Below are 21,945 nucleotides of genomic sequence, written 5' to 3'. Positions count from 1 at the left end.
TCAAATGCCCCCGTGCGCTCCGGCTCAGCCCTCCAGCTCCGCCCGCGCGGCCACGAAGGCGTCGACGGCCCGGTTCACGTCCTGCGTCGAGTGCCCGGCGGACAGCTGCACACGGATGCGCGCCTGCCCCTGCGGCACAACCGGGTACGAGAAGCCGATCACGTACACACCCCGCTCCAGCAGCAGCTCCGCGAGCCGGCCCGCCTTCGACGCATCACCGATCATGACCGGTGCGATGGCGTGGTCGCCGGGGAGGACGTCGAAGCCCTCCTCGGTCATACGGCGGCGGAACAGCGCGGTGTTCTCGTTCAGCCGGACGCGCAGGTCGTCCGCCGACTCCAGCAGGTCGAGCACCTTCAGGGAGGCCGCGGCGATCACCGGGGCGAGCGTGTTCGAGAAGAGGTACGGCCGCGAGCGCTGGCGCAGCAGTGCGACGATCTCGGCGCGGGCCGCCACGTAACCGCCGGAGGCGCCGCCGAGCGCCTTGCCCAGGGTGCCGGTGATGATGTCGACGCGGTCCATGACGCCGTGCAGTTCGGGGGTGCCGCGGCCGCCGGGGCCGACGAAGCCGACGGCATGGGAGTCGTCGACCATGACCATGGCGTCGTAGCGGTCGGCGAGGTCGCAGATGTCCCGCAGCGGCGCCACGTAACCGTCCATCGAGAACACGCCGTCGGTGACGATCAGCTTCCGTCGCGCGCCCGCGGCCTCCTTCAACTGCCGCTCCAGATCGGCGAGATCACGGTTGGCGTACCGGAAGCGACGGGCCTTGGACAGGCGGATGCCGTCGATGATCGACGCGTGGTTCAGCGCGTCGGAGATGACCGCGTCCTCCGGGCCCAACAGCGTTTCGAAGACACCGCCGTTGGCGTCGAAGCAGGAGGAGTAGAGGATCGTGTCCTCCTGGCCGAGGAAGGCCGACAGACGCGCCTCGAGCTCCTTGTGCACCTCCTGGGTGCCGCAGATGAAGCGGACGGACGCCATGCCGTAGCCCCAGCGGTCCAGGGCCTCGTGGGCTGCGGCGACGACCTCGGGGTGGTCGGCGAGGCCGAGGTAGTTGTTGGCGCAGAAGTTGAGGACCTCGCCGGGGCGGCCGCCCGCGGAGACGTTGACGGTCGCGGACTGCGGGGTGTCGATGACGCGCTCGGGCTTGTGCAGACCGGCGGCGCGGATCTCGTCGAGGGTGGCGCGCAGGTCGTCGCGCACGGAGTCGAACATGACAGAAGCTCCTGAAGCTGTAAGGGAGTTACGCAGTCCAGTCGAGGATGACCTTGCCGCCGCGGCCGCTCGCCGCGTCGGCGAACGCCGCCTCGAAGTCGCCGTAGCCGTACCGCCCGGTGATCACGGGCGACAGGTCGAGGCCGCCTTCGAGCAGCACCGACATCGCGTACCAGGTCTCGAACATCTCACGGCCGTAGATGCCCTTGATGGTGATCATCGAGGTGACGATCCGCGCCCAGTCGACCGCGAACTCCTGGGCGGGCAGGCCGAGCATGGCGATACGGCCGCCGTGGGTCATGTTGGCGATCATGCCGCGCATGGCCTCGGGACGGCCGGACATCTCCAGTCCGATGTCGAAGCCCTCGCGCAGCCCCAACTCCCGCTGCCCGTCGGCGATCTGAGCCTCCGACACATTCAGCGCGAGACTCACGCCGATCTTGCGGGCGAGCTCCAGGCGTTCCTCGCTGACGTCGGTGACGACGACGTTGCGGGCGCCCGCGTGCCGGGCCACCGCGGCGGCCATCAGGCCGATCGGACCGGCACCCGTGATGAGCACGTCCTCGCCGACCAGCGGGAAGGACAGGGCCGTGTGCACGGCGTTGCCGAACGGGTCGAAGATCGCGGCGACATCGAGGTCGACGGGGGCCCGGTGCACCCACACATTGGCGGCGGGCAGCGCGACGTACTCCGCGAACGCCCCGTCCCGTCCGACGCCGAGCCCGACCGTCGCCCGGCACAGATGACGGCGCCCGGCAAGACAGTTGCGGCACTTCCCGCAGACGAGGTGCCCCTCGCCGCTCACCCGGTCGCCGGCCTTGATGTCCGCGACATCACGCCCGGTCCCGACGACCTCGCCGACGAACTCGTGCCCGACCACCAGCGGCGTACGGATCGACTGCTGCGCCCAGCCGTCCCAGGCCCTGATGTGCAGATCCGTGCCGCAGATGCCGGTGCGCAGCACCTTGATCAGCACGTCGCCGGGTCCGACGGCGGGCTCCGGCACGTCCGCGAGCCACAGCCCCGGCTCCGCCTTCTCCTTGACCAGCGCCTTCAACGCTACGGCTCCTGTGCTCGAGGACCCGGATGCGGGCAGGCCGGAGCCGCCCGCATCCGGGGAGGGGGGTGGAATCGCGTAGCAATCTGCCGTACGGCACCGCCCCCGGTCCATCGAGGATTTCTTAACCCGCACCGCAGCTCCGCTTCACACCTGCCCCCGCTCGAAGTAGGCGGCGAGTTCCGCGTCCAACGGCGGCACCTCTCGTACGGCACCTCCGGCGCGCAGCGACTCGGTCGCACCGAACCCGGCCGCCACCGCCATCCGCGCGGCCACTGGGGAGGTGTCGGTGCGCCCTCCCTCCCGTACGAAGCGCAGGAACTCGTCGATGATCAGCGGATCGGCGCCGCCGTGCTCCGCGTCCTCGTCGACCTCCGGCACCGGGTACTCGGCGTCGGGCTCCGCCCGGTGGCCGGAGCGCCGGGAGTTCCACACCCGCACCGCTCCGCCGGGTCCGTCGCCGAAGTTCTCCAGACGGCCCGCGTCGCCGATGACGGTGTAGTTGCGCCAGTAGTCGGGGGTGAAGTGGCACTGCTGGTAGGCGGCCAACACCCCGTTGTCCAGGCGCATGTTGACCAGCGACACGTCCTCGACGTCGATGACCGGGTTGAGGGCGCGCTGGGTGTGCGGCGGCCAATGGCCGTCCTCCGTGTACCAGTCGGCGGTCTTGGGCTCGCCCGGTGCCCGGCGGTGCGGGTTGTCGCCGTAGACCATGAGGTCGCCGAAGGCCTGCACCTGCCGGGTGTATCCGCCGGCCAGCCAGTGCAGTACGTCGATGTCGTGGGCGCCCTTCTGGAGCAACAGGCTTGTGATGTACCGGCGTTCGGCGTGCCAGTCCTTGAAGTACCAGTCGCCGCCGTAACCGACGAAGTGGCGGACCCAGACCGTCTTGACCGTGCCGATGTCGCCGCGCGCGATGATGTCGCGCATCAGGCGGATGACCGGCATGTGGCGCATGTTGTGGCCGACGTAGAGGCGGGTGCCGGTCTCGCGGGCGGTGCGCAGGATGCGGTCGCAGCGCTCGACGGTGATGTCGAGAGGCTTTTCCACGAAGACGGGCCTGCCGGCCTGAAGGGCCGCGCAGGCGAGGTCGGCGTGCGTGTGGTCCGGGGTGAGGACGAGGATGGCGTCGACGTCCGGGGCCTCGATCGCCTGGCGGTGGTCGTCGACCGTACGCACCCCGCGGATTGCCTCTGCGGCCCGGTCCCGGCCGGCCGGATCGGGGTCGGCGACGACGGTCACGCGCGCTCCCCCGCCGGGTCGGTGGGCGATCCGGGCGAGGGAGCCGCGCAGTCCGTAGCCGAGGACACCGAGGCGCAGGTCGGTCATGGTGGGCCTTCCTTGGCAGTGCGCCCCGGGTCGCTCGGGAGGACGGCCTAGTCGAGGCGGGAGACCTGGTAGTGGCTGATGTACCAATCGTCCCCCACCCGGGTCACCAGGACCGAGAGCTTGACGTCCAGCGCGGGCCGGTCCGTGAAGGAGAACTCGACGTCCAGGTATCCGAGGACGAGCCCGTCGGCCAGGCGCCGCGTCTCGAGGATGCGGTAGTCCGCCTTCAGGCCGAGGGGCTGGGAGCCGTAGTACTCGGCGACGCCCTGCCGTCCGACGCTGTAGGGATGCAGCCCCTGGAAGATGGCGCCCTCGGTGAAGCGGGCGGCGACGCGCTCGGGTTGGTGTGCGTCGACGGCTGCCTTCCACTGGTCGAGGACCGCGCTCAGGATCGCCTTGTCATCCGCCGTTGTGGTCATGTCCGCTCCTCTGTCGACTGTCTGACGGATTGTCAATGTCCGGCGCTCATACCGCCGTCGACGTGCAGGATCTCGCCGGTGACGAACGGCGCCGTCTCCAGGAAGAGCACCGCGTCGACGATGTCGCCGACCTCACCCATCCGCCCGACCGGGTGCAGCGCGGCGAGGAACTCGTGGGTCTCCTCCGGGTGCATGGGGGTCTTGATGGTGCCGGGCGACACGGCGTTGACGCGGATGCCGCGGGTGGCGTACTCGATCGCGAGGGACTTGGTGGCGGACTGCAGACCGCCCTTGGTCAACGAGGCCAGCACGGAGGGGACGTTGGCGTTCGCGTTGTCGACCAGACTGGTCGTGACGCTGACGATGTGGCCGCCGCCCTGCGCGAGCAGGTGCGGCACGGCGAGCCGGGTGATGTGGAAGAAGCCGGCGACGTTGATGCCCGTCACGGCGGCGTAATCCTCGGCCGTGTACTCCGTGAACGGCTTGGCGACGAAGATCCCCGCGTTGTTGACCAGGGCGTCGATACGGCCGAACCGCTCGACGGCGGCGGAGATGACGCGCTCCGCGGTCGCCGGGTCGGCGATGTCGCCCTGGACGGTCAGTACGTCGGCGTCGTCGACGGGCGCGATGGTGCGCGAGGTGGCGACGACGGCGTAGCCGAGCTTGCGGTAGCCCTCGACGAGGGCGGCGCCGATGCCCTGCGATGCGCCGGTGACGACCGCGACCTTCTGGTTCGGCGTCTGGTTCTGAGTGCTCATGGTGACCTTCTCCGAAGTGGCTGACCGGTTACTAGCCGACCGGTCGACTATTTGGAAGGTAGGTCGGGTCGCCCGGCGAGGGAAGGACCGGCTTTCTCCCGTCTGGGAGGCGCAGGCTCCCAGCGCAGATCAGCCCCGGAGCGCGTACGGATCGCCGGCGGGCAGCCAGATGTCCGGGGCGTTGATGCCGAGGTCGCCGACGCCGTCGGCGAGGGCGTCGACGACGGCGAGGACTCCGGCGCGGTTCTCGCTCTCGCGCCAGACCAGGGACCAGGTCCAGTAGACCTTCGGTGCGACGATCTCCCGGCGGACCAGGTCCGGCGGGAGCGGATTGGTCTGTCCCTTGGGCGAGTTGACCACGGGGCGGGTGCAGCGGCGCACGTGGTCGAAGAAGGCGGGGCCGGTGATCGCGCCGTCGGAGATGCGTACCGTACGCGCGCCGGTGGCCTGTGCGAGCTCCTCGCCGTACACGTTCCAGGCGGCCCAGGCGGTGAGGTCGTCGTCGACGAGGACGTCGGTGTCCCGGGCCGCCACATCGGGTACGTCGCTGCTGTCGCCGCCCTTGGCCACGGCGTAGAGCCGGTCGGCGCCGATCAGCCGGGCCCGCAGCCCGAGCCGCTCGAGGTCCTCGGTGCGCACCCAGCACACGGCGAGGTCCAGGCTGCCGTCGGCGACCCGCGCGGCCTGGGTGTGCGAGGGGGCGACCCATGCGTCGACGTGCACCTGGGCCACCGCGGCGGTACGTGACGTCAGGTCCGGGGGAAGCCAGTTGACGTAGCCGAGCCGTACCGACTGGGAGCCGGACAGGCGGCCGGCCCGGCGTTTGAGGTCGTCGGCGCGTTCCAGCAGGGCGCGGGTGTGCGGGAGGAGGGCGGCGCCGGCCGGGGTGAGGGAGACCTTGCGGCGGTCGCGGTCGAAGAGCCGGACGCCCAGGTCCCGTTCGAGGGCTTTGATCTGCTGGGAGAGCGAGGGGCCCGCGATGAGCAGCCGCTCGGCGGCCCGGCCGAAGTTCAGCTCCTCGGCGACCGCGACGAAGTACCGCAGCTGACGCAGTTCCACGCGCGCCATGCTACGCGGCGACTGGGAGCCTGCGCCTATCAGCAGCGAGGAAGCCGGTCGTGGCATCGGTGCAGGTGACGCGCGCACGATGGGCTCACCAACGACGAACGGAGCACACCGTGCGAGAGTTCCTGGTCGAGATCACCACCACCGTCCCCGAGGGCACCGGCCAGGAGGAGGTCGACCGGCGGCGGGCCGCCGAGGCCGTCCGCGCGAAGGAGCTGGCCGCGACCGGCAATCTGGCCCGACTGTGGCGCCCCGTGGGCGAGTTGCGCAGCATCGGTGTGTGGCGGGCCGCCGACGAGGAGGAACTCCACGAGAAGGTGCTCGGCACCCTGCCGCTGCGCCCGTGGATGACCCTCCACGTCACGCCGCTCGAGGCACATCCGAACGACCCCGGCCGGATCGACGGCACGAAGTGAGCACGTCCTCCCCCTGGTCCCATGTCGCCAGGGCCGCCGCGGCGCTCGCTGCAGGCATGGGCGTCGGCCGCTTCGTCTACACCCCGATCCTGCCCCTGATGCACACCCAGGCGGGCCTGTCCGCCGCGGCCGGCGCGAACCTGGCCACCGCGAACTACGTCGGCTATCTCGTCGGCGCACTCGCGGGCATCCTGGCCCCCGTGCTGGTCCGGTCGCGCCTCGTACTGCGCGGGTCCCTGGTCCTGCTCACCGGCACGCTCGCCGCCATGCCCCTCACCCACAGCACCACGGTGTGGGGCCTGCTGCGGCTGCTGGCCGGTGCGGCGAGTGCCCTGGTGTTCGTCGTCGCCGCCAGTTCCCTCCTGCACCATCTGCGCGGACACCCCTCGCACCTGCCCGGCTGGGCCATCGGCGGCGTGGGCGGCGGCATCGCGCTGTCCGGCCTGCTGCTCCTGGGCCTGCGTTCGGTCGTGGACTGGCGGGCCGCCTGGTGGGCCTCGGCCGCGCTCACCGCGCTGCTCACCGTCGGCTCGTGGAACCTGCGACCGGAGGGTGCTCCGTCCGCGAGCGGCGAGAAGACCGAAGGCACAGCGCCGCGCACACACCGCTGGTTCGGTGCGCTGTTCGTCAGCTACACCCTGGAGGGCATCGGCTACATCGTCGCCGGAACCTTCCTGGTCGCGGCCATCGGCCAGGGTTCTCCCGGCTGGGTCGGCAACGGCGCCTGGGTGCTGGTGGGACTCGCCGCCCTGCCGTCCCCGGCGCTGTGGGCCTGGCTGGGACACCGCTGGTCCCGTCCCGGTCTGCTGCTCGCCGCGCTGATGGTGCAGGCGGTCGGCATCGCGCTGCCCGCCCTGATCGGCGGAACGGCCGCCGCACTCGTCTCGGCGGTGCTGTTCGGCGGCACGTTCCTGGGCGTCAGCATGCTCGCCCTCGCCGCCGGAGCCCACCTGCGGTTCCCCCGCTCGGTCGCCCTGCTGACCGCCGGCTACTCGGTCGGCCAGATCCTCGGCCCGCTGGTCGTCGCCCCGCTGCTGCACCACGGCTACCACCGGGCGCTGCTGCTGGCCGCCCTCGTGGTCCTGGCCGCGGCCGGGGCCGCCGCCGTACTGCGGATCGGCTTCCCGCACCACATGGTCGTAGTAGGACACACAGCACCCGTACGGCAGCGAGAATCGACCGAGGACGACCGGCCCGCCGCGGCCGGACCCGACGACGCACTCGCGCCGCACTCGGCCAACTGACGTGGAGCCGCTGATGACCACCGCACGGGACCTCGCGATCGTCGCCCTCGATGTGGCGACCGACAAGCCGGTGGAGCAGGGCGATCTGTCGCTCGCGCTCGCGGGAGCCGAGGTGTTCGACCTCCTCGAGGCCAGGGCCCTCGTCCTAGACGGCGACCGCATCCTGCCCAGCGCCCAGTCCCCCACGGGCGATCGCCTGCTGGACGAGGCCGCGGCGGCTCTCGTACGACAGGAGCCGTACGAGTCGGTCGAGGACTGGCTGTGGCGCCGGGGCCGCGGGCTGTCCTCGGCCTACGTCGAGGACCTGGAGCGGATCGGGCTGATCACCCGGCCGCGGGGCCGCCGGATCCCGCTGCGCACGGGGCGGACGGAGCTGGTCGACTCGGCGGCCCGGCGGCAGGCCGAGGAACGCTGGGCGGCGGACGAACCCGTCCTCGCCGCGCTGGCCGCGGCCGCCGGAATGCGCGACGAACCGGCGGCCGAGCCCGCCGACGAGACGGTCACCGTGCTGGCCGCCGTCGGGGACGCGGTGATGGAACTGGAGGCCGTACGCCAGCGAAAGGTCATCGAGGACGCCGCCTTCGACAACGTGTGGCGCGGTTACTAGGCGTCGGTGACGCCCAGCAGCGCCCGGCAGTTGTCCCACAGGGGGCTCAGGCGCTGGGGGCTGTTGTACAGCTTGGCGAACATCACCTGGCCCTCCAGCTGGGCCACCACCGCCCGGGCCGCCTCCCGGGTGTCGGTCACGGTCACGTCGCCGCGGTCGCGGGCCTCGGCGACGACCGCCTCGACCATGTCGACCTGTGCGTCGAAGATCTCCTGCAGCCGTCCGCGGACGGGCTCGGTCTGGTTGCTCAGCTCCAGAGTGAGGTTCCCGAACAGGCAGCCCGACACCGTGCCGCAGCCCTCCTGCACGGCGCGCTGGCCGGCCTCGGTCTGCTCGAAGAGGCCGCGCAGTCGCTGCAGGGGGTCCACGTCAGCACCCAACGCGCCTTCCCAGTCCCGCCGTTGGGCCGCCCAGTGCTCGTCGACGACGGCGAGCGCGAGGGCCTCCTTGGACTCGAAGAAGTAGTAGAAACTCCCCTTCGGCACCCCGGCGGCCTTGCAGATCTCGGCCACGCCCAGCGCCGAGTAGCCGCGCCCCTCGATGAGTGAGCGAGCGGCACCGAGGATCTTCCGCCTGGCGTCACTGGTACGTCCCACACGGCAATTGTACGTAGGTACTAGACCGGTCGGCTAGCAATGGGGCCGTCTCCCCCGTCACAGCAGCGGGAGCCCGTCGGCCTCCCGTCGCTCCAGGCGCGCGACCAGTTCCGCCGCCGAGGCCTTGATGGTCTCCAGGCCGGGCCTGCCCCAGGGGCGCGGCTCCACGTCGACGACGCACACGGTGCCGAGCACCATGCCGGTGCTGTCGATGAGCGGTGCGCCCAGATAGCTGCGGATGCCGAACTCGTCGACGACCGGATTGCCCGCGAACCGCGGGTAGTCGCACACGTCCTCCAGGACCAGCGCCTTGCGCCGGACGACCACATGGGGACAGAAACCGTGGTCGCGGGCCAGCTCACGGCCCAGCACGGGCGTGGTGCCGTCGGCCTTCACCACCACGACCGGTGCCACCACCGGCAGATGCAGCCCCGCGAAGAACTGCCGTTGCTCGTCGATGAAGTTGACCATGGCGTACGGCGCCCCGGTGAGCTCGGCGAGGCGGTCCGCGTAGGCGTCGAGGGCGGGGTCCGGCTGTTCTCCGAGGCCGAGCCGGTTCAGGCGCAGGGCACGCGCGGGGGCCTCCTTGTCCTCGGGGGTGAGCAGCAGACGACCGGCCGGTCGCGACGGGTCGTACCTCATGGGCGGGCTCCGTCACTGTGGACGCAGGTCATATACGGGCTCCGTGGCGGTGTGCGGGGATCACATGTGGGCGCCGTGGCTCGGCGCGTGCGCCGGGGCGTGGGCGATGAGATGGCGTACGAGGGTGAGCAGGGTCTGGACGCCGGAGCTGGAGATCCGGGCGTCGCAGCGCACGACCGGGATCTCCGGGGCGAGGTCTATGGCGGCACGGACCTCCTCGGGGTCGTAGCGATAGGAGCCGTCGAACTCGTTGATCGCGACGATGAAGCCGAGACCGCGCTGCTCGAAGAAGTCGACGGCTGCGAAGCACTCCTCCAGACGGCGGGTGTCGGCGAGGATGACCGCGCCGAGCGCGCCCTCGGAGAGCTCGTCCCACATGAACCAGAACCGCTCCTGCCCGGGCGTCCCGAACAGGTACAGCACATGTTCCGGATCGAGGGTGATACGGCCGAAGTCCATGGCCACCGTCGTCTCGACCTTGTTCTCGATCCCGTCGAGAGAGTCGGTCGCGGCGCTGACCGTGGTGAGCAGCTCCTCCGTGCTGAGCGGCGCGATCTCGCTGACCGCGCCCACGAAGGTCGTCTTGCCTACTCCGAACCCGCCCGCCACCAGGATCTTCAGTGCGGTGGGGAATGGGTCAGAGCTGTCGTCGTAGTCCATCGAGCACTGCCTCCAGTAGGGCCCGGTCAGTCGGGTTGTGGTGGAACTCGGGGGGCTTGGTGGTGAGCGCCCCGCAGTCGACTAGGTCCGACAGCAGCACCTTGGTGACCACCGCCGGCAGCTTCAGTTGGGCGGCGACCTCGGCGACCGACACGGGCGCGCGGCACAGGTCGAGCGCCTCGGCGTGTTCCGGACCGAGATAGCCGAGCGGGGTGGCGCCGGTGGCCATCACGTGCGACAGGAGGTCGAGTGCGATGCTGGGCCGGGTGCGGCCGTTGCTGACCGTGAAGGGGCGCACCAGCCGACCGGCCGCGTCGTCGAGCCAGGGCCCGTCGCCGACCGTCGCCACGCTCAAGGCCTCATCGCCGTGGGTTCGACGGCGTGCTGCCGGGGCGCGGTGACCAGGTAGGGGCGGACGCTCTTGACCAGCATCGCCATCTCGTAGCCGAGGACCGCCGCGTCGGCCTCGCGGCCGGCCAGCACGGCGAGACAGGTGCCGGAGCCCGCGGTGGTCACGAACAGCAGGGTCGAGTCGAGTTCGACGACGACCTGGCGGACGTCCCCGCCGTCGCCGAAGCGGACCCCGGCGCTGCGGCCGAGGGAGTAGAGGCCGGAGGCCAGCGCGGCCATGTGGTCGGCGCTGTCGGCATCGAGGCCGTGGACCGACTTCACGAGCCCGTCGCAGGAGAGGAGTACCGCACTGGTCGTGTGGGGTACGCGCTGCACGAGGCCGCTCATCAGCCAGTCGAGATCGGATACATGGCCGGTCGGCGCATCGCTCGCCATGGTGGATCGACTCCTTGAGGTACGAAGGTCTGCGGGAGCGGTGGGGGCGGGGGTGGAGAGGTTGGTCATCCGGCCGGTGCGCTCCCGTCGTGCCGGGTGGGGTGGTCGATGCCGCGCGCGGACGCGGGGCGCGCCTCGGCTATGTGGGCGGGGTCCATGTGCGGTACGTCCATGGCGGCCACCTCCAGGGACGTGATGTTCACGGAGGTCGCGTGCACGGTGGTCGGGTCCGTGGCCGCCTGGTCCATGGCGGCGGTGGACATGGGTTCGCGCTCCGGGTGTGACGACGCCTGCACATGGGGCGACTCCATGCGGGCCGGGCCCGCGTGCGCCGAATCCGTGTGCGTAGGGTCCATGGGAGCCGGGTCCGTGGGAGCCGACGCCGTCTCCGCCGACCAGTTGTGTTCCGACTCCAGGTGCTGCTGGGCCTCCGCCAGACCGATGCCGCGCTGGAAGGCCGCCATCAGGCCCGGGTCGTGGCCGGCGAGGTACTCGGTGTCCTGACGGGGCGCGGGACCGTCGCGGAGTTGGGGTGCGATGTGCTCCTGGGCGCGGCGGCGCGGGAGTTGGGGCTTGCCCATGGTGCCGCGGACGGTGCCGGTGCGGGGCGTCGGGGGCGCGGACGTGTTCTCCGCGACCAGCCGCCGGTCGTCGGGCCGGATGCCGGGGAGGGCCTCCGCCGGGTTGGCCCGCTCCTCGTCGGCGCCGCGTACGGGCAGGGGGTCCGGTCGGCCGCCGCCCGCCGTGGTGCCGTTCAGCGTGTCGTCGCTGAGGGAACCGCCGCCGTGGGAACCGCCGTTGACCATGCTGCCGTTCGGCATGGTGGCCGCGGGCAGCGCGACCTCCCGCTGCTCTGCGCGCCGCGGCGCAGGAGGCACGACACGACGGGCCCCGGTCCCGGGTCCGGGCACGGACGGCATCTGCGGCTGCGGGGAGCGCGGCGGCACGGACACCCCGGTCACTCCCCCCACCCCCATGACACCCTGCGGCTGCGGCGCCACGCCGGGAATGCCCGGCGTCGAGCCCAGCAGGCCCTGCGGCACGACGAGTACGGCCTGGACGCCGCCGTAGATGTTGGTCTGGAGGCGGACGTTGATGCCGTGCCGCCGCGCGAGCTGCGAGACCACGAACAGGCCGATGCGGCCGTCGGCCAGCAGGCTGGCGACGTTGACCTGGTCGGGGTCGGAGAGCAGGTCGTTCATCTTCTTCTGCTCGGCGACGGGCATGCCCAGGCCGCGGTCCTCGACCTCGACGGCGAGTCCGGACGTCACGAGGTTGGCGCGCAGCAGGACCTGGGTGTGCGGGGCGCTGAACACCGTTGCGTTCTCGACGAGTTCGGCCAGCAGGTGGATGACGTCGGCAACGGCGTGGCCGCGCAGGGTGCCGTCGATCGGGGGTACGAGCTTGACCCGGGAGTACTGCTCGACCTCGGCGATGGCGGAGCGCAGCACCTCGGTCATGGAGACGGGGTTGCTCCACTGCCGGCGGGAGACCGCGCCGCCGAGGACGGCGAGGTTCTCGGCGTGGCGGCGGATCCGGGTGGCGAGGTGGTCGACGTGGAAGAGGCCCTTGAGCAGATCGGGGTCCTCGATCTCGTTCTCCAGCTCGTCGAGGATCGAGATCTCCCGGTGCACCAGTGACTGCAGCCGCCGGGCGAGATTGACGAAGACCTCGAGCTTCTGTTCGCTGCCGGCCTGACTGGAGAGCTGGGCGGCATGGACGACTGCGGTGACCGCGCCGTCGTGGGCGCGGGCCAGGTCGGCGGCGAGCAGCTCGAAGTCGTCGGCGCCGTCGGCGGGACCGCTGCGCGGCTTGCGCGGGGGCACGGCGTCGCCGCGGCGCAGGGACTCGACGAGGGCGCGCAGGTCGGCCTCGCCGCGGGCGCTGCTGCGGCGCAGGGCGGCGATGCGGTCGCTGACCGACTTGGCGGCGCGGTCGGCGGCGACGCTGGCGATCAGGATGCCCGCGAGGGCCACCGCGGCGGCGCCGGCGAGTACGCCCCACAGGACAAGACCGGGCCTGGCCCCCGTGGAGCGGACCGTGAACAGGACTGCGGCGCAGGCGCTGAGGGCGACCGCGATCGGCGGCAGGATCGCGAGCCGCAGCAGCTGAGGCCGTATGTGCGTCTCGGGCAGCGAGGGAGCGGTGCGGGCGACCGGCCGTCCGTGCCGTCCGCCCTCGCGGCGGTCTGCGCGGGGGGCCGGTGCGCGGAGGTGAGACATCGGTGTCCTCGTCGTACTGGTCCGTCGGTGCCTGGCGCGCGGGCTGCGCGGTTCGGGCATGCGGCGCCCGATGGACACTCACAGTAGTCGCCAACGCATCATGTGCGGTGGGCAGTTGACAAAGTCCCACGCACAGCGTCCCGCTCTGGTATGAGGCTTCGTACGACAGACCGATAAACCCAGCGGACAGGTGATCTCGCTCCATAAGCGATCGATCAGAGCTGGTCAGAAGTGGTCACCGCGAAGAAGTGCGGGCCGGGGAGCGATCGCTCCCCGGCCCTCGCCGGTTGCCGATATCTGTCCGCTCGCCGACCCGACCGGACCGTTTCGGGCCCCTCCCGGGCCCTGGGGAGTCATCCCCTGAACGTCACTGTCCGTGTCAACCGCGGTGGTGGTCTCACGCCTTCGGCTGGGTGAAACGGATGCTGTTGCCGAAGGGGTCCCTGAGGCCGCAGTCGATTCCGTACGGCCGCTCGGTGGGCTCCTCGGTGAACTCGACGCCCTTGGCCTTGAGGGTCTCGTAGGTCTTGCGGCAGTCCTCGGTCCTGAAGATGAGGAAGCCGCCCGTCGCGCCCTTGGTCAGCAGCTCGCGGACCTGTTCCGCCGTCTCCTCCGACAGCCGCGGCGGGCCGGGCCGCTCCAGCAGGACCTCGCGGTCCGGCTGACCGGGGACGTTGATGGTGAGCCAGCGCATGAAGCCGAGGTCGGCGTCGGTGTTGACCTCGAGGCCGAGCTTGCCGACGTAGAAGTCGAGCGCCTCGTCCTGGTCGAGTACGTAGATCTGCGAGTGCGTGATTGCTGTGAACATGTGCATCACGCTACGAGCCCGGGGCGGCGAAAACTTATCCAAAACTGCTCTGCCGGCCGAAGGGCGAGCGGACCGTCAGGCGCTCGGCCGCATCCACGCCATCGTGAAGCAGGTGGGGACGTCCAGGGCGACGGCCTGCTTGCGGTACTCCCTCGGCGAGCGGCCGACGATGTCGCGGAACGTGCGGCTGAAGGTGCCCGGGCTGGCGAAGCCGACCTCGAAGCTGATGTCCGTGACGCTGCGGTCGGTCTCGCGCAGCAGGAACATCGCGCGCTCGACGCGGCGACGCTGCAGGTAGCGGTGCGGGGTCTCGCCGAACGTGGCCCGGAAGGTGCGCGTGAAGTGCGCCGGGGACACATGGGCGATCCGGGCCAGCGCCGGCACGTCCAGCGGCTCGGCATAGGCACGGTCCATGGCGTCCCGGGCCCGGAGCATACGGCGGTTGCTCTCTTCGACGGCACGGCTCACGCGGCCATCACACCATGGATCTCAACGGGTGGTGGCCGCCCGCGGCTAGCCTGGTCATGAGACGTGGCCGCCGCTGGACGGCCCGAGCGGAAGGAGCCGTCATGGACCTTCGACGCGATGAGGTGCACGTCGTCCGTCCCGGTGACCGCAGGCCCGGGCCCGCGACTGCGGGGATGGACCGGCAGGAGGCGCTCGCCACCGGGGGAATGTGGTCGGGATTCGTCCGCACCGAGGCCGGGATGGTCTCCGGCTGGCATCACCACGGCGAGCACGAATCGGTGATCTACGTCCTCACCGGAGCCCTGCGGATGGAGTTCGGCCCGGACGGCTCGCAGACGCTCGAAGCCGGCCCCGGCGACTTCGTCTACGTGCCGAAGGGGGCCGTGCACCGGGAGAGCAACCCCTCGTCGGAGCCCGCCGACATCATCGTCACGCGGGCGGGGACCGGGCAGTCCACGTTCAACGTCGACGGCCCCGCAGGGAAGTGAGGTCTCCGTCCGGCAGATGGATCCACCCTTCCTGCCGGGCGGCGGCCCGCTCCTGCGGCGTACGCGGCCACCTGGTGCCGCCGACCAGGACGGCACGGGCGACCAACGCGCAGACCAGGGCGTCGAGATGGTCGTGGCTGTCGACGCACTGCGCGCGCACCGGATCGGGCAGGGTCAGCCCGAGGCCCGTCTCGATCGAGCGCACGATGTACTCCCGCACTTCGCGGGCTTCCGGTACGGCGCTCTTGTAGCTGCGGGCCGGCCGGATGCCCCACAACCGCAGCGCCGCGGCGGGATACACCTCGGCGACCGGTCCGGAGCCGTCGCGCGGTACGGCGGTGTCCGTCGCCACGAACTCGTCCAGGAGACGGGCCGCGCGCAGCGCCACAACCCCGAGCAGATCGGTGGACACCGACAGCGGCGGCCGCATCGAGGTCGCCTTCCACGTGACGTCGTCGGTCAGCCGGAACCGCAGCGGGTCCAGGCCGGGCCTGCCGTCCGCACGCCCCTGGAACCGGGCCGCGGCCGGCAGCCGCTGCCCCTGGTGGTGGGCCAGGACGGTCGCCACGAAGCTCGACGGCCAGCCGAGCGGGCAGTCGAGGCCGGTCTTGTCGGCGGCCCGGACCAGCGCCAGCAGGTCCTCGTCCCCGTCCGGCACGACGAACTCCGCCGCCGGGCCGCCCCCGTCTCCCCAGACCACCCGGCACACGGCGGTCCGCCGCGCACTCGCAGCCAGGTCGATCCCGACCGTCACAGCCCGCGGCTGCCGCACGCCGGGGTCCTCCCCCGGCACGTCGCGCCGGCTCACGGCCTCCACTGACGGGGTCAGCCCGCCGGGACCGTCTCGGGCTCCCCGGTGCCCTCGGACGTCTTCCCCTCCGCGGCCCCGTCGGCCTGGGCCTCGGCGTCGTCGGCCGCCGTCTTGACCACGGCCTCCGTGAGGGCGTCCACAGCAGGCCAGCCGCCCGGCGGGGCCTGGGCGACACCGCGCCACCACGGGTCGGCGGGCACGGTCTCCGCGGTGGGCTCGAAGGGCTCGCCGGGGCGGGGCAGGGCTATGCGCGAGCCCGTGGCGCGGGCGGCCGCGACGGTGCCCTCGCCGGGGTCCGCCCAGGGGTGCGTCGCCAGGTTGAAGGTGGCCCAGTGGATCGGCATCATCACGCCGTGCGGCTGCCCGCCCTGGAGGTCGAGGTGGGCGCGCATGCCCTCTTCGGGCGTCATGTGGATGTCCGGCCAGAAGTCGGAGTACGCGCCGATCTGGATCATCGTGGCGTCGAACGGCCCGTGCTCGGCGCCGATGTCCTTGAAGCCCTCGAAGTACCCGGTGTCACCGCTGTGGTAGATCCGGTGCTCCTCGCCGGCGACGGACCACGAGGCCCACAGCGTGTGCTGGGTGTTGCGCAGTCCGCGGCCGCAGAAGTGCCGGGCCGGGGTGGCGGTCAGGGTGAGGCCGCCGACCTTCGTCGCCTCGTGCCAGTCCAGCTCGCGCAGCCGGTCGGCGGAGACGCCCCAGTACTCGAGGTGGGCGCCGACGCCGAGGGGCACGGCGAACAGGGTGTCCGTGTCGGCCAGTGCCTTGATCGTGGGCATGTCCAGGTGGTCGTAGTGGTCGTGCGAGATGACGACGACGTCGACCGGGCCCAGCGCGGCCAGCGGCAGCGGCACCGGGTGCAGCCGCTTGGGGCCGACGAAGGAGAACGGGGAGCAGCGCTCGCCCCACACCGGGTCGAAGAGCACCCGCTGTCCGTCGATCTCGGCGAGCACGCTGGAGTGCCCCATCCAGGTCAGCCGGAGCCCCGTGGCGGGCGGCTTGGAGATGTCGGCGAGCGTCGTGGCGTGCACGGGCACCGTGCCCTTCGGCGCGCGCCGGGGCCGCTCGTCCTTGTCGAAGAAGACCTTCGCGAAGTCCAGCGTCGAACCGGAGGGCCGGGTCCGGGCGGTGCCTCCGGGGTTCTGGAAGACACCGTCCTTGAAGTGGGGCGATCTGCGGATGCGCGCGAGGCGCTCACCGCTCGGGTCCGCGCCGAAGCCCGCGGGCTGCAGCGCGCGGAGCCCGGAGCTCAGGGAACGGAAACCGGACACGGTACCTCCAGGTGGAGTCGGTGAGGCATTCCATTATGGTCTGCCCCTCTGACAACACCCGGGCCGTCCGGGTCATGCCGGGCTCTTTCCAAGGAAAGCCCAAAGAAATCTCACAGTCACTCGCGGGTGACGCTGCGCAGCAAGCGGCTCCGGCCCACCGGCCGCCGTACTGACGATCCAGTCAGGACATTGACACGGCACGAGCCCGATTCCGATACTGACTGACGATTCAGTAATTGAGAAACCTGTCGAACCCCGTCGGTGAGCACCCCCCGCGGCCCGTTGGAGGCACCATGTCCGACCTCCCCACCGAACTGGTCCCGCTCGGCCAGGAGCAGCGCGACATCGTGGACCTCACGCGCGCGTTCGCACGGGAGGAGATACGCCCACGCGCGCGTGCCGTCGACGAGGCGGACGTCGAGACGCCGTGGGACCTGTGGAGCAAGGCCGCCGAGGTGGGCATCACCGGCTTCATGCTCCCGGAGGAGTACGGCGGGGGCGGCTTCACCGACGTGTTCACGCAGTGCCTCGTACAGGAGGAGCTGTGCGTGGGCGATCTGGGCATCGGCAACCTGCTCTGCTCGAACGGCTTCTTCGCCGACCCGGTCCTGGAGCTGGGCAGCGCGGAGCAGAAGCGGGAGTGGCTGACCCCGCTCACCGGTCCCGGCACCCCGATGACGGCCCTGGCGACGACCGAGCCGGGCGCGGGCTCCGACGCCGCCTCGATCATCACCACTGCGCACCGTGCCGAGGGCGGCTACCGGCTCAACGGCCAGAAGGCGTGGATCTCCAATGCGGGCGAGGCCGAGCAGTACGTCGTGTTCGCCAAGACCGACCCGACGCAGCGCTCGCGCGGCGTGACCGCGTTCCTGCTGCGCAAGGGCACGGAAGGCGTCTCGTTCGGTGAGCCGATGAAGAAGATGGGGCAGCGCGCGATCGTGTGCCGGGAGATCTTCTTCCAGGACGCCTTCGTGCCAGAGGAGCACCGGCTCGGGGCGGAGGGGCAGGGCTTCCACGGGCTGATGCGGACCTTCGACGTCTCGCGCACGGTGCTGGGCGCGGCGGCGACCGGGGTGGCGCGGGCCGCGTACGAGTACGCACGCGACTACGCCCGTGAACGGCGCCAGTTCGGCAAGCCGATCGTCGAGCACCAGGCGGTCGCCTTCCGTCTGGCCGACATGCGTACGCGCGTGGAGCAGGCCCGGCTGATGACCTGGCGGGCCGCGCGCCGCCTGGACGCCGGTCTGGACGCGACCGCCGAGGCCGCGATGGCGAAGCTGACGGCGTCCGAGACCGCCGCGTACTGCACCTGGTCGGCCGTCCAGACGCTGGGCGGCTGGGGGTACTCGCGTGAGTTCCCGGTCGAGCAGTGGATGCGGGACGCCAAGCTGGAGGAGATCGAGGAGGGCACCTCGGACATCATGCGGCTCGTCATCGCCCGGAGTCTGTGATGGGACACGACCGGTTCCTCAGCGGAGGAGAGGCGCTCGTCCGTGCCCTGGAGGCGCACTCCGTGACGGACGTCTTCGGCATCCCCGGGACGCACAACCTGGAGGTCTACCGGCATCTGGCGCCGTACGGCATACGGCATGTGACGTCCCGTCATGAACAGGGTGCCGGGTACGCGGCCGACGGGTACGCGCGCGTGACGGGCCGTCCGGGTGTCGTCCTCACCACGACCGGACCCGCCTTGCTGAACGCCGCTGCAGCCGTCGGGCAGGCGTACTCGGACAGCGTGCCGCTGCTCGTGGTCTCCCCGGGCGTGCCGCTGCGCCACCCGCGCCTGTCGACGGGCCTGCTGCACGAGACGCGCAGCCAGACCGAGGCGCTGCGGGGCGTGGCCGCGTTCAGTCATCGCGTCTCCTCGGTCGCCGAGATCGACGCCGCGGTGGCGCGTGCGTTCACCCTGTTCCGTACGGGGCGTCCGCGGCCCGCGCACATCGAGGTCCCGCTGGACCTCCTGGAGGCGACCGAGGCACTGGGGCCCGTCCGCACCGCCCCGTCCGTCCCGCGCGCCGCCCCGGATCCGCACGCCGTACGCGAGGCGGCCGGGGCCCTCGCACAGGCCCGGCGCCCGGCACTGGTCCTCGGCGGCGGCGCACGCGGCGCACAGGGTGCCTGCCTCGCCCTCGCCGAACGGCTGGGCGCTCCGGTCGTCACCACCGCCAACGGCAAGGGCACCGTCCCCGAGACGCATCCGCTGTCCCTCGGCGTGTCCCTGCACAGCGCGGCGGTGCAGAAGTGGCTCGCCACCCGGGACGTCGTCCTCGCCGCAGGGACTGAACTGGCCGAGTCCGACTTCTGGTCCCCCCCGCCCCCGCTCGACGGCACGCTCGTGCGCATCGACATCGACCCGGACCAGATGTACGCGGGTGCGCCTGCGGACGTGGCGCTCGTCGGGGACGCGCGTGCCGTCCTGGACGCCCTGCTGCCCGAAGTCACGGGCCACGCGCGCGTGGCGGACGAGATCCCCGTCCTCCGGGCGGCGCGCGACGCCGAGACCGCGGCACGCGACGCGCGCTGGATCCCGTATCTGAAGGCGATGCGCTCTGTGCTCGCCGAGGACGCGATCGTCACCTCGGACAGCGCCCAGTGCTGCTACTACGGCGCGCTCCCTCACTTCCCGCTCGGCCCCGAGGGCCGCTACCTCCACCCGACCGGATTCGGCACCCTCGGCTACGCCCTGCCCGCCGCGATCGGCGCCAAGGTCGCGCGGCCCGACCGGCAGGTGATGGCGCTCGGCGGCGACGGCGGGCTGCAGTTCACCGTGCAGGAACTGGCCACCGCGGTGCAGCTCCGACTCCCGTTGCCCATAGTGGTGTTCGACAACGGCGGCTACGGCGAGATCCGCGCCGAGATGGCGGCGCGCGGCGACACCCCCACCGCGGTGGACCTGCCGCCGGTCGACCTGCCGGCCCTGGCGCGCGCGTACGGCGGGCACGGCACGCGCGCGTGCGGTCCCGAGGAGCTCCGCCGCGCCCTCACCGAGGCCATGGACACGCCCGGTCCCACCCTGATCGTCATCCCTGAGGAGACCTCATGACCGCCGCCCCCCTGATGTCGCTCACCTGGACCGACCATCTCACCGGCCGCCAGGGCTTCCTGGTCGTCGACCGGCTGGTGCGCGGCGTCTCCAGCGGCGGGCTGCGCATGCGCGCGGGCTGCACGCTCGACGAGGTGGCCGGGCTCGCCCGCGGGATGACCATGAAGGAGGCGCTGCACTACAACCCCGAGGGCCGCTACGTCCCCCTGGGAGGCGCCAAGGGCGGCATCGACTGCGACCCCCAGGACCCGGGCGCGTACGAGCTGTTGGTGCGGTATGTGAGGGCCATGAAGCCGTACGTCGAAAGCTTCTGGACCACCGGTGAGGACCTCGGTCTGACCCAGGACCTGGTGGACCGGGCGGCGGCCGAGGCGGGCCTGGTGTCGTCCATCCAGGCCGTGTATCCGCTGCTCGACGACGAGGCGACGGCCCGGCGGCGGCTCGCGGACGCGTTCGCGGTCGACGTGGACGGCATCGGGCTCGACGAACTGGTCGGCGGCTGCGGGGTCGCCGAGTCCGCACTGGCGGCCCTGGACCGGGCGGGCGTGCCGCATGCGGGAACCCGGGTCGCCGTGCAGGGCCTGGGCACCATGGGCGGGGCCACGGCGCGCTTCCTCGCGCGCGCGGGGCTCACCGTCGTGGCTGTCGCCGACATCAAGGGCACCATCGCCAATCCGGCGGGCCTGGACGTCGAGGCGCTGCTCGCCGCGCGGGACGCGTACGGCACCGTGGACCGCGCGGTCCTGCGCCCCGGCGACCGTGAACTGCCGGGCGACGCCTGGCTGTCGGCCGAAGCGGAGGTGCTGGTGCCGGCGGCCGTGTCGTACGCGATCGACACGACGAACCAGGAGCGGATCACCGCCCGCTGGATCGTCGAGGCGGCCAACATGCCCGTACTGCCCGATGCTGAGGAGCTGTTGGCCGCGCGCGGGGTGACCGTGCTGCCGGACGTGGTGGTCAACTCCGGTACGAACGCCTGGTGGTGGTGGACCCTGTTCGGCGACATCGGCCCGTACGCGGACGAGGCGTTCGCGCACACCCGCCGTTCGATGCGCGCCCTGACCGAGCAGATGCTGGCCCGCGCGGAGGCCGACGGGACGACCCCGCGAGCGGCCGCGCACGCGATCGTCGCGGACCGACTGCCGGTGATCGCCGAGCGGTTCGGGTGGTATCGGTGACGGCGGCGATGGAGCCGCCATACCCTGCCGGGAATTGAGACGGGAAGCCGGCGGCGGGAGGGTCGAGGGCATACGCAGCTCACCCCACCTGAGGAGTGCCATGCCCGCCGTCGACGCGCAGGACCTGGTCGAGCGCTACATAGGGCTCTGGAACGAACCCGACCCGGAGATCCGTCGCAAGACCGTGCACGATCTGTGGACCGAGGAGGGTCGGCACTTCCTCCTGCCGCCCCAGCAGATGCATGAGCAGGCGGTGGGCCTCGGCTTCACCACCGCCGCCCTGGAGGCCCGCGGCCACGACGAGCTCCACGCGCGCGTGTCGCGCGCCTACGAGGAGTTCGTCGCGCCGGGAACGTACGTCTTCCGCGTCCAGGAGGCCGCCCGGCACCTGCGGGACGTGATCACGTTCCGCTGGGAGGCCTTTCACACCGGGGAAGGTCAAGTGACCGGCGGTGGCCGGGACTTCCTGGTCCTGGACGGGGACGGCCGCATCAGGTTCGACTACCAGTTCCCGGACTGACCCCGCCTCTGGATAGGGTCGGGCACCGTGACCGTTCGACTGTGTTGTCTGCTGTGGGCCCGACCCGGTGCCGCCGAGGCGCTGGCCGCGTACGAGGACAAGGTGCTGGCCCTGCTGGGCGAGCACGACGGGCGGCTGCTGCAGCGCGCCCGCACCGACGGTGACGACGGCCGGCCGGACGAGATCCAGCTGATCGAGTTCGCCTCGCAGGCCGGCTACGACGGGTTCATGGCCGACGAGCGCCGTACCGCCCTGGCGGGCGAGCGCGAGGCGGCCGTGGCGCGGACGGACCTGTACCCCGTGGAACTCGTCGGGCAGTGACCTCGCCCGGCACCGTCG

Annotated in this window: 25 protein-coding genes; 9 read left to right on the top strand and 16 right to left on the bottom strand. The window is 71.7% G+C overall.

Annotation, left to right across the window (positions count from 1 at the left end; translation table 11 throughout):
• Positions 1-24: 24 nt before the first annotated feature.
• The 6 genes from ABZ880_RS32205 to ABZ880_RS32180 form a co-directional block, all read right to left on the bottom strand.
• The gene (locus ABZ880_RS32205) at positions 25-1,218 is read right to left on the bottom strand and encodes a glycine C-acetyltransferase (RefSeq protein WP_361269960.1); all 1,194 of its coding nucleotides are present in this window, start codon (positions 1,216-1,218) and stop codon (positions 25-27) included.
• A gap of 28 nt (positions 1,219-1,246) precedes the next feature.
• Positions 1,247-2,275, bottom strand: coding sequence for an L-threonine 3-dehydrogenase (gene tdh / locus ABZ880_RS32200; protein ID WP_361269958.1), 1,029 nt, complete (start codon positions 2,273-2,275; stop codon positions 1,247-1,249).
• A gap of 147 nt (positions 2,276-2,422) precedes the next feature.
• The gene (locus ABZ880_RS32195; protein WP_361269955.1) at positions 2,423-3,604 is read right to left on the bottom strand and encodes a Gfo/Idh/MocA family oxidoreductase; all 1,182 of its coding nucleotides are present in this window, start codon (positions 3,602-3,604) and stop codon (positions 2,423-2,425) included.
• A gap of 47 nt (positions 3,605-3,651) precedes the next feature.
• Positions 3,652-4,023: a hypothetical protein gene (locus tag ABZ880_RS32190; RefSeq protein ID WP_361269952.1), complete on the bottom strand. Its 372-nt coding sequence runs from the start codon at positions 4,021-4,023 to the stop codon at positions 3,652-3,654.
• 32 nt (positions 4,024-4,055) lie between these two features.
• Positions 4,056-4,781 (bottom strand): SDR family oxidoreductase, encoded by a 726-nt coding sequence (locus ABZ880_RS32185; RefSeq protein ID WP_361269949.1) that lies wholly within the window; start codon positions 4,779-4,781, stop codon positions 4,056-4,058.
• Between the two features lie 129 nt (positions 4,782-4,910).
• A complete protein-coding gene (locus ABZ880_RS32180) occupies positions 4,911-5,849 on the bottom strand; it encodes a LysR family transcriptional regulator (protein WP_361269947.1) in 939 nt (312 codons plus the stop codon).
• Positions 5,850-5,959: 110 nt separating this feature from the next.
• On the opposite strand from ABZ880_RS32180, the gene ABZ880_RS32175 reads away from it, so the two are divergent.
• From ABZ880_RS32175 to ABZ880_RS32165, 3 genes are read left to right on the top strand one after another with little or no spacing between them, the layout of a single operon-like run.
• Positions 5,960-6,262, top strand: coding sequence for a muconolactone Delta-isomerase family protein (locus tag ABZ880_RS32175; RefSeq protein ID WP_361269944.1), 303 nt, complete (start codon positions 5,960-5,962; stop codon positions 6,260-6,262).
• 56 nt (positions 6,263-6,318) lie between these two features.
• Positions 6,319-7,506: a YbfB/YjiJ family MFS transporter gene (locus ABZ880_RS32170; RefSeq protein ID WP_361270023.1), complete on the top strand. Its 1,188-nt coding sequence runs from the start codon at positions 6,319-6,321 to the stop codon at positions 7,504-7,506.
• A 13-nt stretch (positions 7,507-7,519) separates the two neighbouring features.
• Complete coding sequence (locus ABZ880_RS32165; RefSeq protein ID WP_361269941.1) at positions 7,520-8,113, top strand: GPP34 family phosphoprotein; 594 nt, start codon at positions 7,520-7,522, stop codon at positions 8,111-8,113.
• Here the strand turns inward: ABZ880_RS32165 and ABZ880_RS32160 are convergent.
• The 8 genes from ABZ880_RS32160 to ABZ880_RS32125 form a co-directional block, all read right to left on the bottom strand.
• Positions 8,110-8,709 carry a TetR/AcrR family transcriptional regulator gene (locus tag ABZ880_RS32160; protein WP_361269938.1) on the bottom strand — a complete coding sequence of 200 codons (600 nt, stop codon included), beginning with the start codon at positions 8,707-8,709 and terminating at the stop codon, positions 8,110-8,112. The genes ABZ880_RS32165 and ABZ880_RS32160 overlap by 4 nt on opposite strands.
• A gap of 57 nt (positions 8,710-8,766) precedes the next feature.
• On the bottom strand, positions 8,767-9,351 hold the full coding sequence (locus tag ABZ880_RS32155) for a GAF domain-containing protein (protein WP_361269935.1): 585 nt from the start codon (positions 9,349-9,351) through the stop codon (positions 8,767-8,769).
• A 60-nt stretch (positions 9,352-9,411) separates the two neighbouring features.
• The gene (locus ABZ880_RS32150; protein WP_242761822.1) at positions 9,412-10,011 is read right to left on the bottom strand and encodes an ATP/GTP-binding protein; all 600 of its coding nucleotides are present in this window, start codon (positions 10,009-10,011) and stop codon (positions 9,412-9,414) included.
• A complete protein-coding gene (locus ABZ880_RS32145; protein ID WP_361269931.1) occupies positions 9,989-10,360 on the bottom strand; it encodes a DUF742 domain-containing protein in 372 nt (123 codons plus the stop codon). The genes ABZ880_RS32150 and ABZ880_RS32145 overlap by 23 nt, the downstream gene beginning before the upstream one ends.
• Before the next feature lie 2 nt (positions 10,361-10,362).
• Entirely contained in the window at positions 10,363-10,797 is a 435-nt protein-coding gene (locus ABZ880_RS32140; RefSeq protein WP_242761824.1) for a roadblock/LC7 domain-containing protein, read from the bottom strand.
• A gap of 65 nt (positions 10,798-10,862) precedes the next feature.
• Positions 10,863-13,019 (bottom strand): ATP-binding protein, encoded by a 2,157-nt coding sequence (locus ABZ880_RS32135; protein WP_361269929.1) that lies wholly within the window; start codon positions 13,017-13,019, stop codon positions 10,863-10,865.
• Between the two features lie 397 nt (positions 13,020-13,416).
• Positions 13,417-13,827 carry a VOC family protein gene (locus ABZ880_RS32130; protein ID WP_266963214.1) on the bottom strand — a complete coding sequence of 137 codons (411 nt, stop codon included), beginning with the start codon at positions 13,825-13,827 and terminating at the stop codon, positions 13,417-13,419.
• A gap of 75 nt (positions 13,828-13,902) precedes the next feature.
• Positions 13,903-14,295 (bottom strand): AraC family transcriptional regulator, encoded by a 393-nt coding sequence (locus ABZ880_RS32125; RefSeq protein WP_361269925.1) that lies wholly within the window; start codon positions 14,293-14,295, stop codon positions 13,903-13,905.
• Positions 14,296-14,396: 101 nt separating this feature from the next.
• On the opposite strand from ABZ880_RS32125, the gene ABZ880_RS32120 reads away from it, so the two are divergent.
• Positions 14,397-14,783, top strand: coding sequence for a cupin domain-containing protein (locus ABZ880_RS32120; protein ID WP_361269923.1), 387 nt, complete (start codon positions 14,397-14,399; stop codon positions 14,781-14,783).
• On the opposite strand, the gene ABZ880_RS32115 is transcribed toward ABZ880_RS32120, so the two are convergent.
• Both ABZ880_RS32115 and ABZ880_RS32110 read right to left on the bottom strand, forming a co-directional pair.
• Positions 14,755-15,591 (bottom strand): DUF429 domain-containing protein, encoded by an 837-nt coding sequence (locus ABZ880_RS32115; protein WP_361269920.1) that lies wholly within the window; start codon positions 15,589-15,591, stop codon positions 14,755-14,757. The genes ABZ880_RS32120 and ABZ880_RS32115 overlap by 29 nt on opposite strands.
• A gap of 17 nt (positions 15,592-15,608) precedes the next feature.
• A complete protein-coding gene (locus tag ABZ880_RS32110) occupies positions 15,609-16,865 on the bottom strand; it encodes an MBL fold metallo-hydrolase (RefSeq protein ID WP_361269918.1) in 1,257 nt (418 codons plus the stop codon).
• Positions 16,866-17,158: 293 nt separating this feature from the next.
• On the opposite strand from ABZ880_RS32110, the gene ABZ880_RS32105 reads away from it, so the two are divergent.
• The 5 genes from ABZ880_RS32105 to ABZ880_RS32085 all read left to right on the top strand — a co-directional run bounded on the left by ABZ880_RS32105 (position 17,159) and on the right by ABZ880_RS32085 (position 21,927).
• Positions 17,159-18,316, top strand: a complete 1,158-nt coding sequence (locus ABZ880_RS32105) for an acyl-CoA dehydrogenase family protein (protein ID WP_361269915.1) — start codon at positions 17,159-17,161, stop codon at positions 18,314-18,316.
• Positions 18,316-19,908, top strand: a complete 1,593-nt coding sequence (locus tag ABZ880_RS32100) for a 5-guanidino-2-oxopentanoate decarboxylase (RefSeq protein ID WP_361269912.1) — start codon at positions 18,316-18,318, stop codon at positions 19,906-19,908. The genes ABZ880_RS32105 and ABZ880_RS32100 overlap by 1 nt, the downstream gene beginning before the upstream one ends.
• A complete protein-coding gene (locus tag ABZ880_RS32095) occupies positions 19,905-21,086 on the top strand; it encodes a Glu/Leu/Phe/Val dehydrogenase dimerization domain-containing protein (protein WP_361269910.1) in 1,182 nt (393 codons plus the stop codon). Before ABZ880_RS32100 ends, ABZ880_RS32095 begins: the two co-directional genes overlap by 4 nt.
• 100 nt (positions 21,087-21,186) lie before the next feature.
• Entirely contained in the window at positions 21,187-21,606 is a 420-nt protein-coding gene (locus ABZ880_RS32090; protein ID WP_361269908.1) for a hypothetical protein, read from the top strand.
• 27 nt (positions 21,607-21,633) lie between these two features.
• Entirely contained in the window at positions 21,634-21,927 is a 294-nt protein-coding gene (locus tag ABZ880_RS32085; protein ID WP_361269905.1) for a hypothetical protein, read from the top strand.
• The last annotated feature ends 18 nt before the right edge of the window (positions 21,928-21,945 follow it).

Source organism: Streptomyces sp. NPDC047043 (genome assembly GCF_040644055.1).
Taxonomy (GTDB): domain Bacteria; phylum Actinomycetota; class Actinomycetes; order Streptomycetales; family Streptomycetaceae; genus Streptomyces.
The sequence above is the reverse complement of the archived record's forward strand: the minus strand, read 5'-3'. Positions and strand labels throughout refer to the sequence as shown.

Excerpts from the sequence above, each read along its gene's own strand:
- ABZ880_RS32100 (WP_361269912.1), top strand. The coding sequence starts at position 18,316 with ATGGGACACGACCGGTTCCTCAGCGGAGGAGAGGCGCTCGTCCGTGCC.
- ABZ880_RS32185 (WP_361269949.1), bottom strand. The coding sequence starts at position 4,781 with ATGAGCACTCAGAACCAGACGCCGAACCAGAAGGTCGCGGTCGTCACC.
- ABZ880_RS32090 (WP_361269908.1), top strand. The coding sequence starts at position 21,187 with ATGCCCGCCGTCGACGCGCAGGACCTGGTCGAGCGCTACATAGGGCTC.
- ABZ880_RS32180 (WP_361269947.1), bottom strand. The coding sequence starts at position 5,849 with ATGGCGCGCGTGGAACTGCGTCAGCTGCGGTACTTCGTCGCGGTCGCC.
- ABZ880_RS32165 (WP_361269941.1), top strand. The coding sequence starts at position 7,520 with ATGACCACCGCACGGGACCTCGCGATCGTCGCCCTCGATGTGGCGACC.
- ABZ880_RS32135 (WP_361269929.1), bottom strand. The coding sequence starts at position 13,019 with ATGTCTCACCTCCGCGCACCGGCCCCCCGCGCAGACCGCCGCGAGGGC.
- ABZ880_RS32205 (WP_361269960.1), bottom strand. The coding sequence starts at position 1,218 with ATGTTCGACTCCGTGCGCGACGACCTGCGCGCCACCCTCGACGAGATC.
- ABZ880_RS32095 (WP_361269910.1), top strand. The coding sequence starts at position 19,905 with ATGACCGCCGCCCCCCTGATGTCGCTCACCTGGACCGACCATCTCACC.
- ABZ880_RS32105 (WP_361269915.1), top strand. The coding sequence starts at position 17,159 with ATGTCCGACCTCCCCACCGAACTGGTCCCGCTCGGCCAGGAGCAGCGC.
- ABZ880_RS32150 (WP_242761822.1), bottom strand. The coding sequence starts at position 10,011 with ATGGACTACGACGACAGCTCTGACCCATTCCCCACCGCACTGAAGATC.
- ABZ880_RS32140 (WP_242761824.1), bottom strand. The coding sequence starts at position 10,797 with ATGGCGAGCGATGCGCCGACCGGCCATGTATCCGATCTCGACTGGCTG.
- ABZ880_RS32195 (WP_361269955.1), bottom strand. The coding sequence starts at position 3,604 with ATGACCGACCTGCGCCTCGGTGTCCTCGGCTACGGACTGCGCGGCTCC.
- ABZ880_RS32155 (WP_361269935.1), bottom strand. The coding sequence starts at position 9,351 with ATGAGGTACGACCCGTCGCGACCGGCCGGTCGTCTGCTGCTCACCCCC.
- ABZ880_RS32130 (WP_266963214.1), bottom strand. The coding sequence starts at position 13,827 with ATGTTCACAGCAATCACGCACTCGCAGATCTACGTACTCGACCAGGAC.
- ABZ880_RS32190 (WP_361269952.1), bottom strand. The coding sequence starts at position 4,023 with ATGACCACAACGGCGGATGACAAGGCGATCCTGAGCGCGGTCCTCGAC.
- ABZ880_RS32170 (WP_361270023.1), top strand. The coding sequence starts at position 6,319 with ATGGGCGTCGGCCGCTTCGTCTACACCCCGATCCTGCCCCTGATGCAC.
- ABZ880_RS32120 (WP_361269923.1), top strand. The coding sequence starts at position 14,397 with ATGGACCTTCGACGCGATGAGGTGCACGTCGTCCGTCCCGGTGACCGC.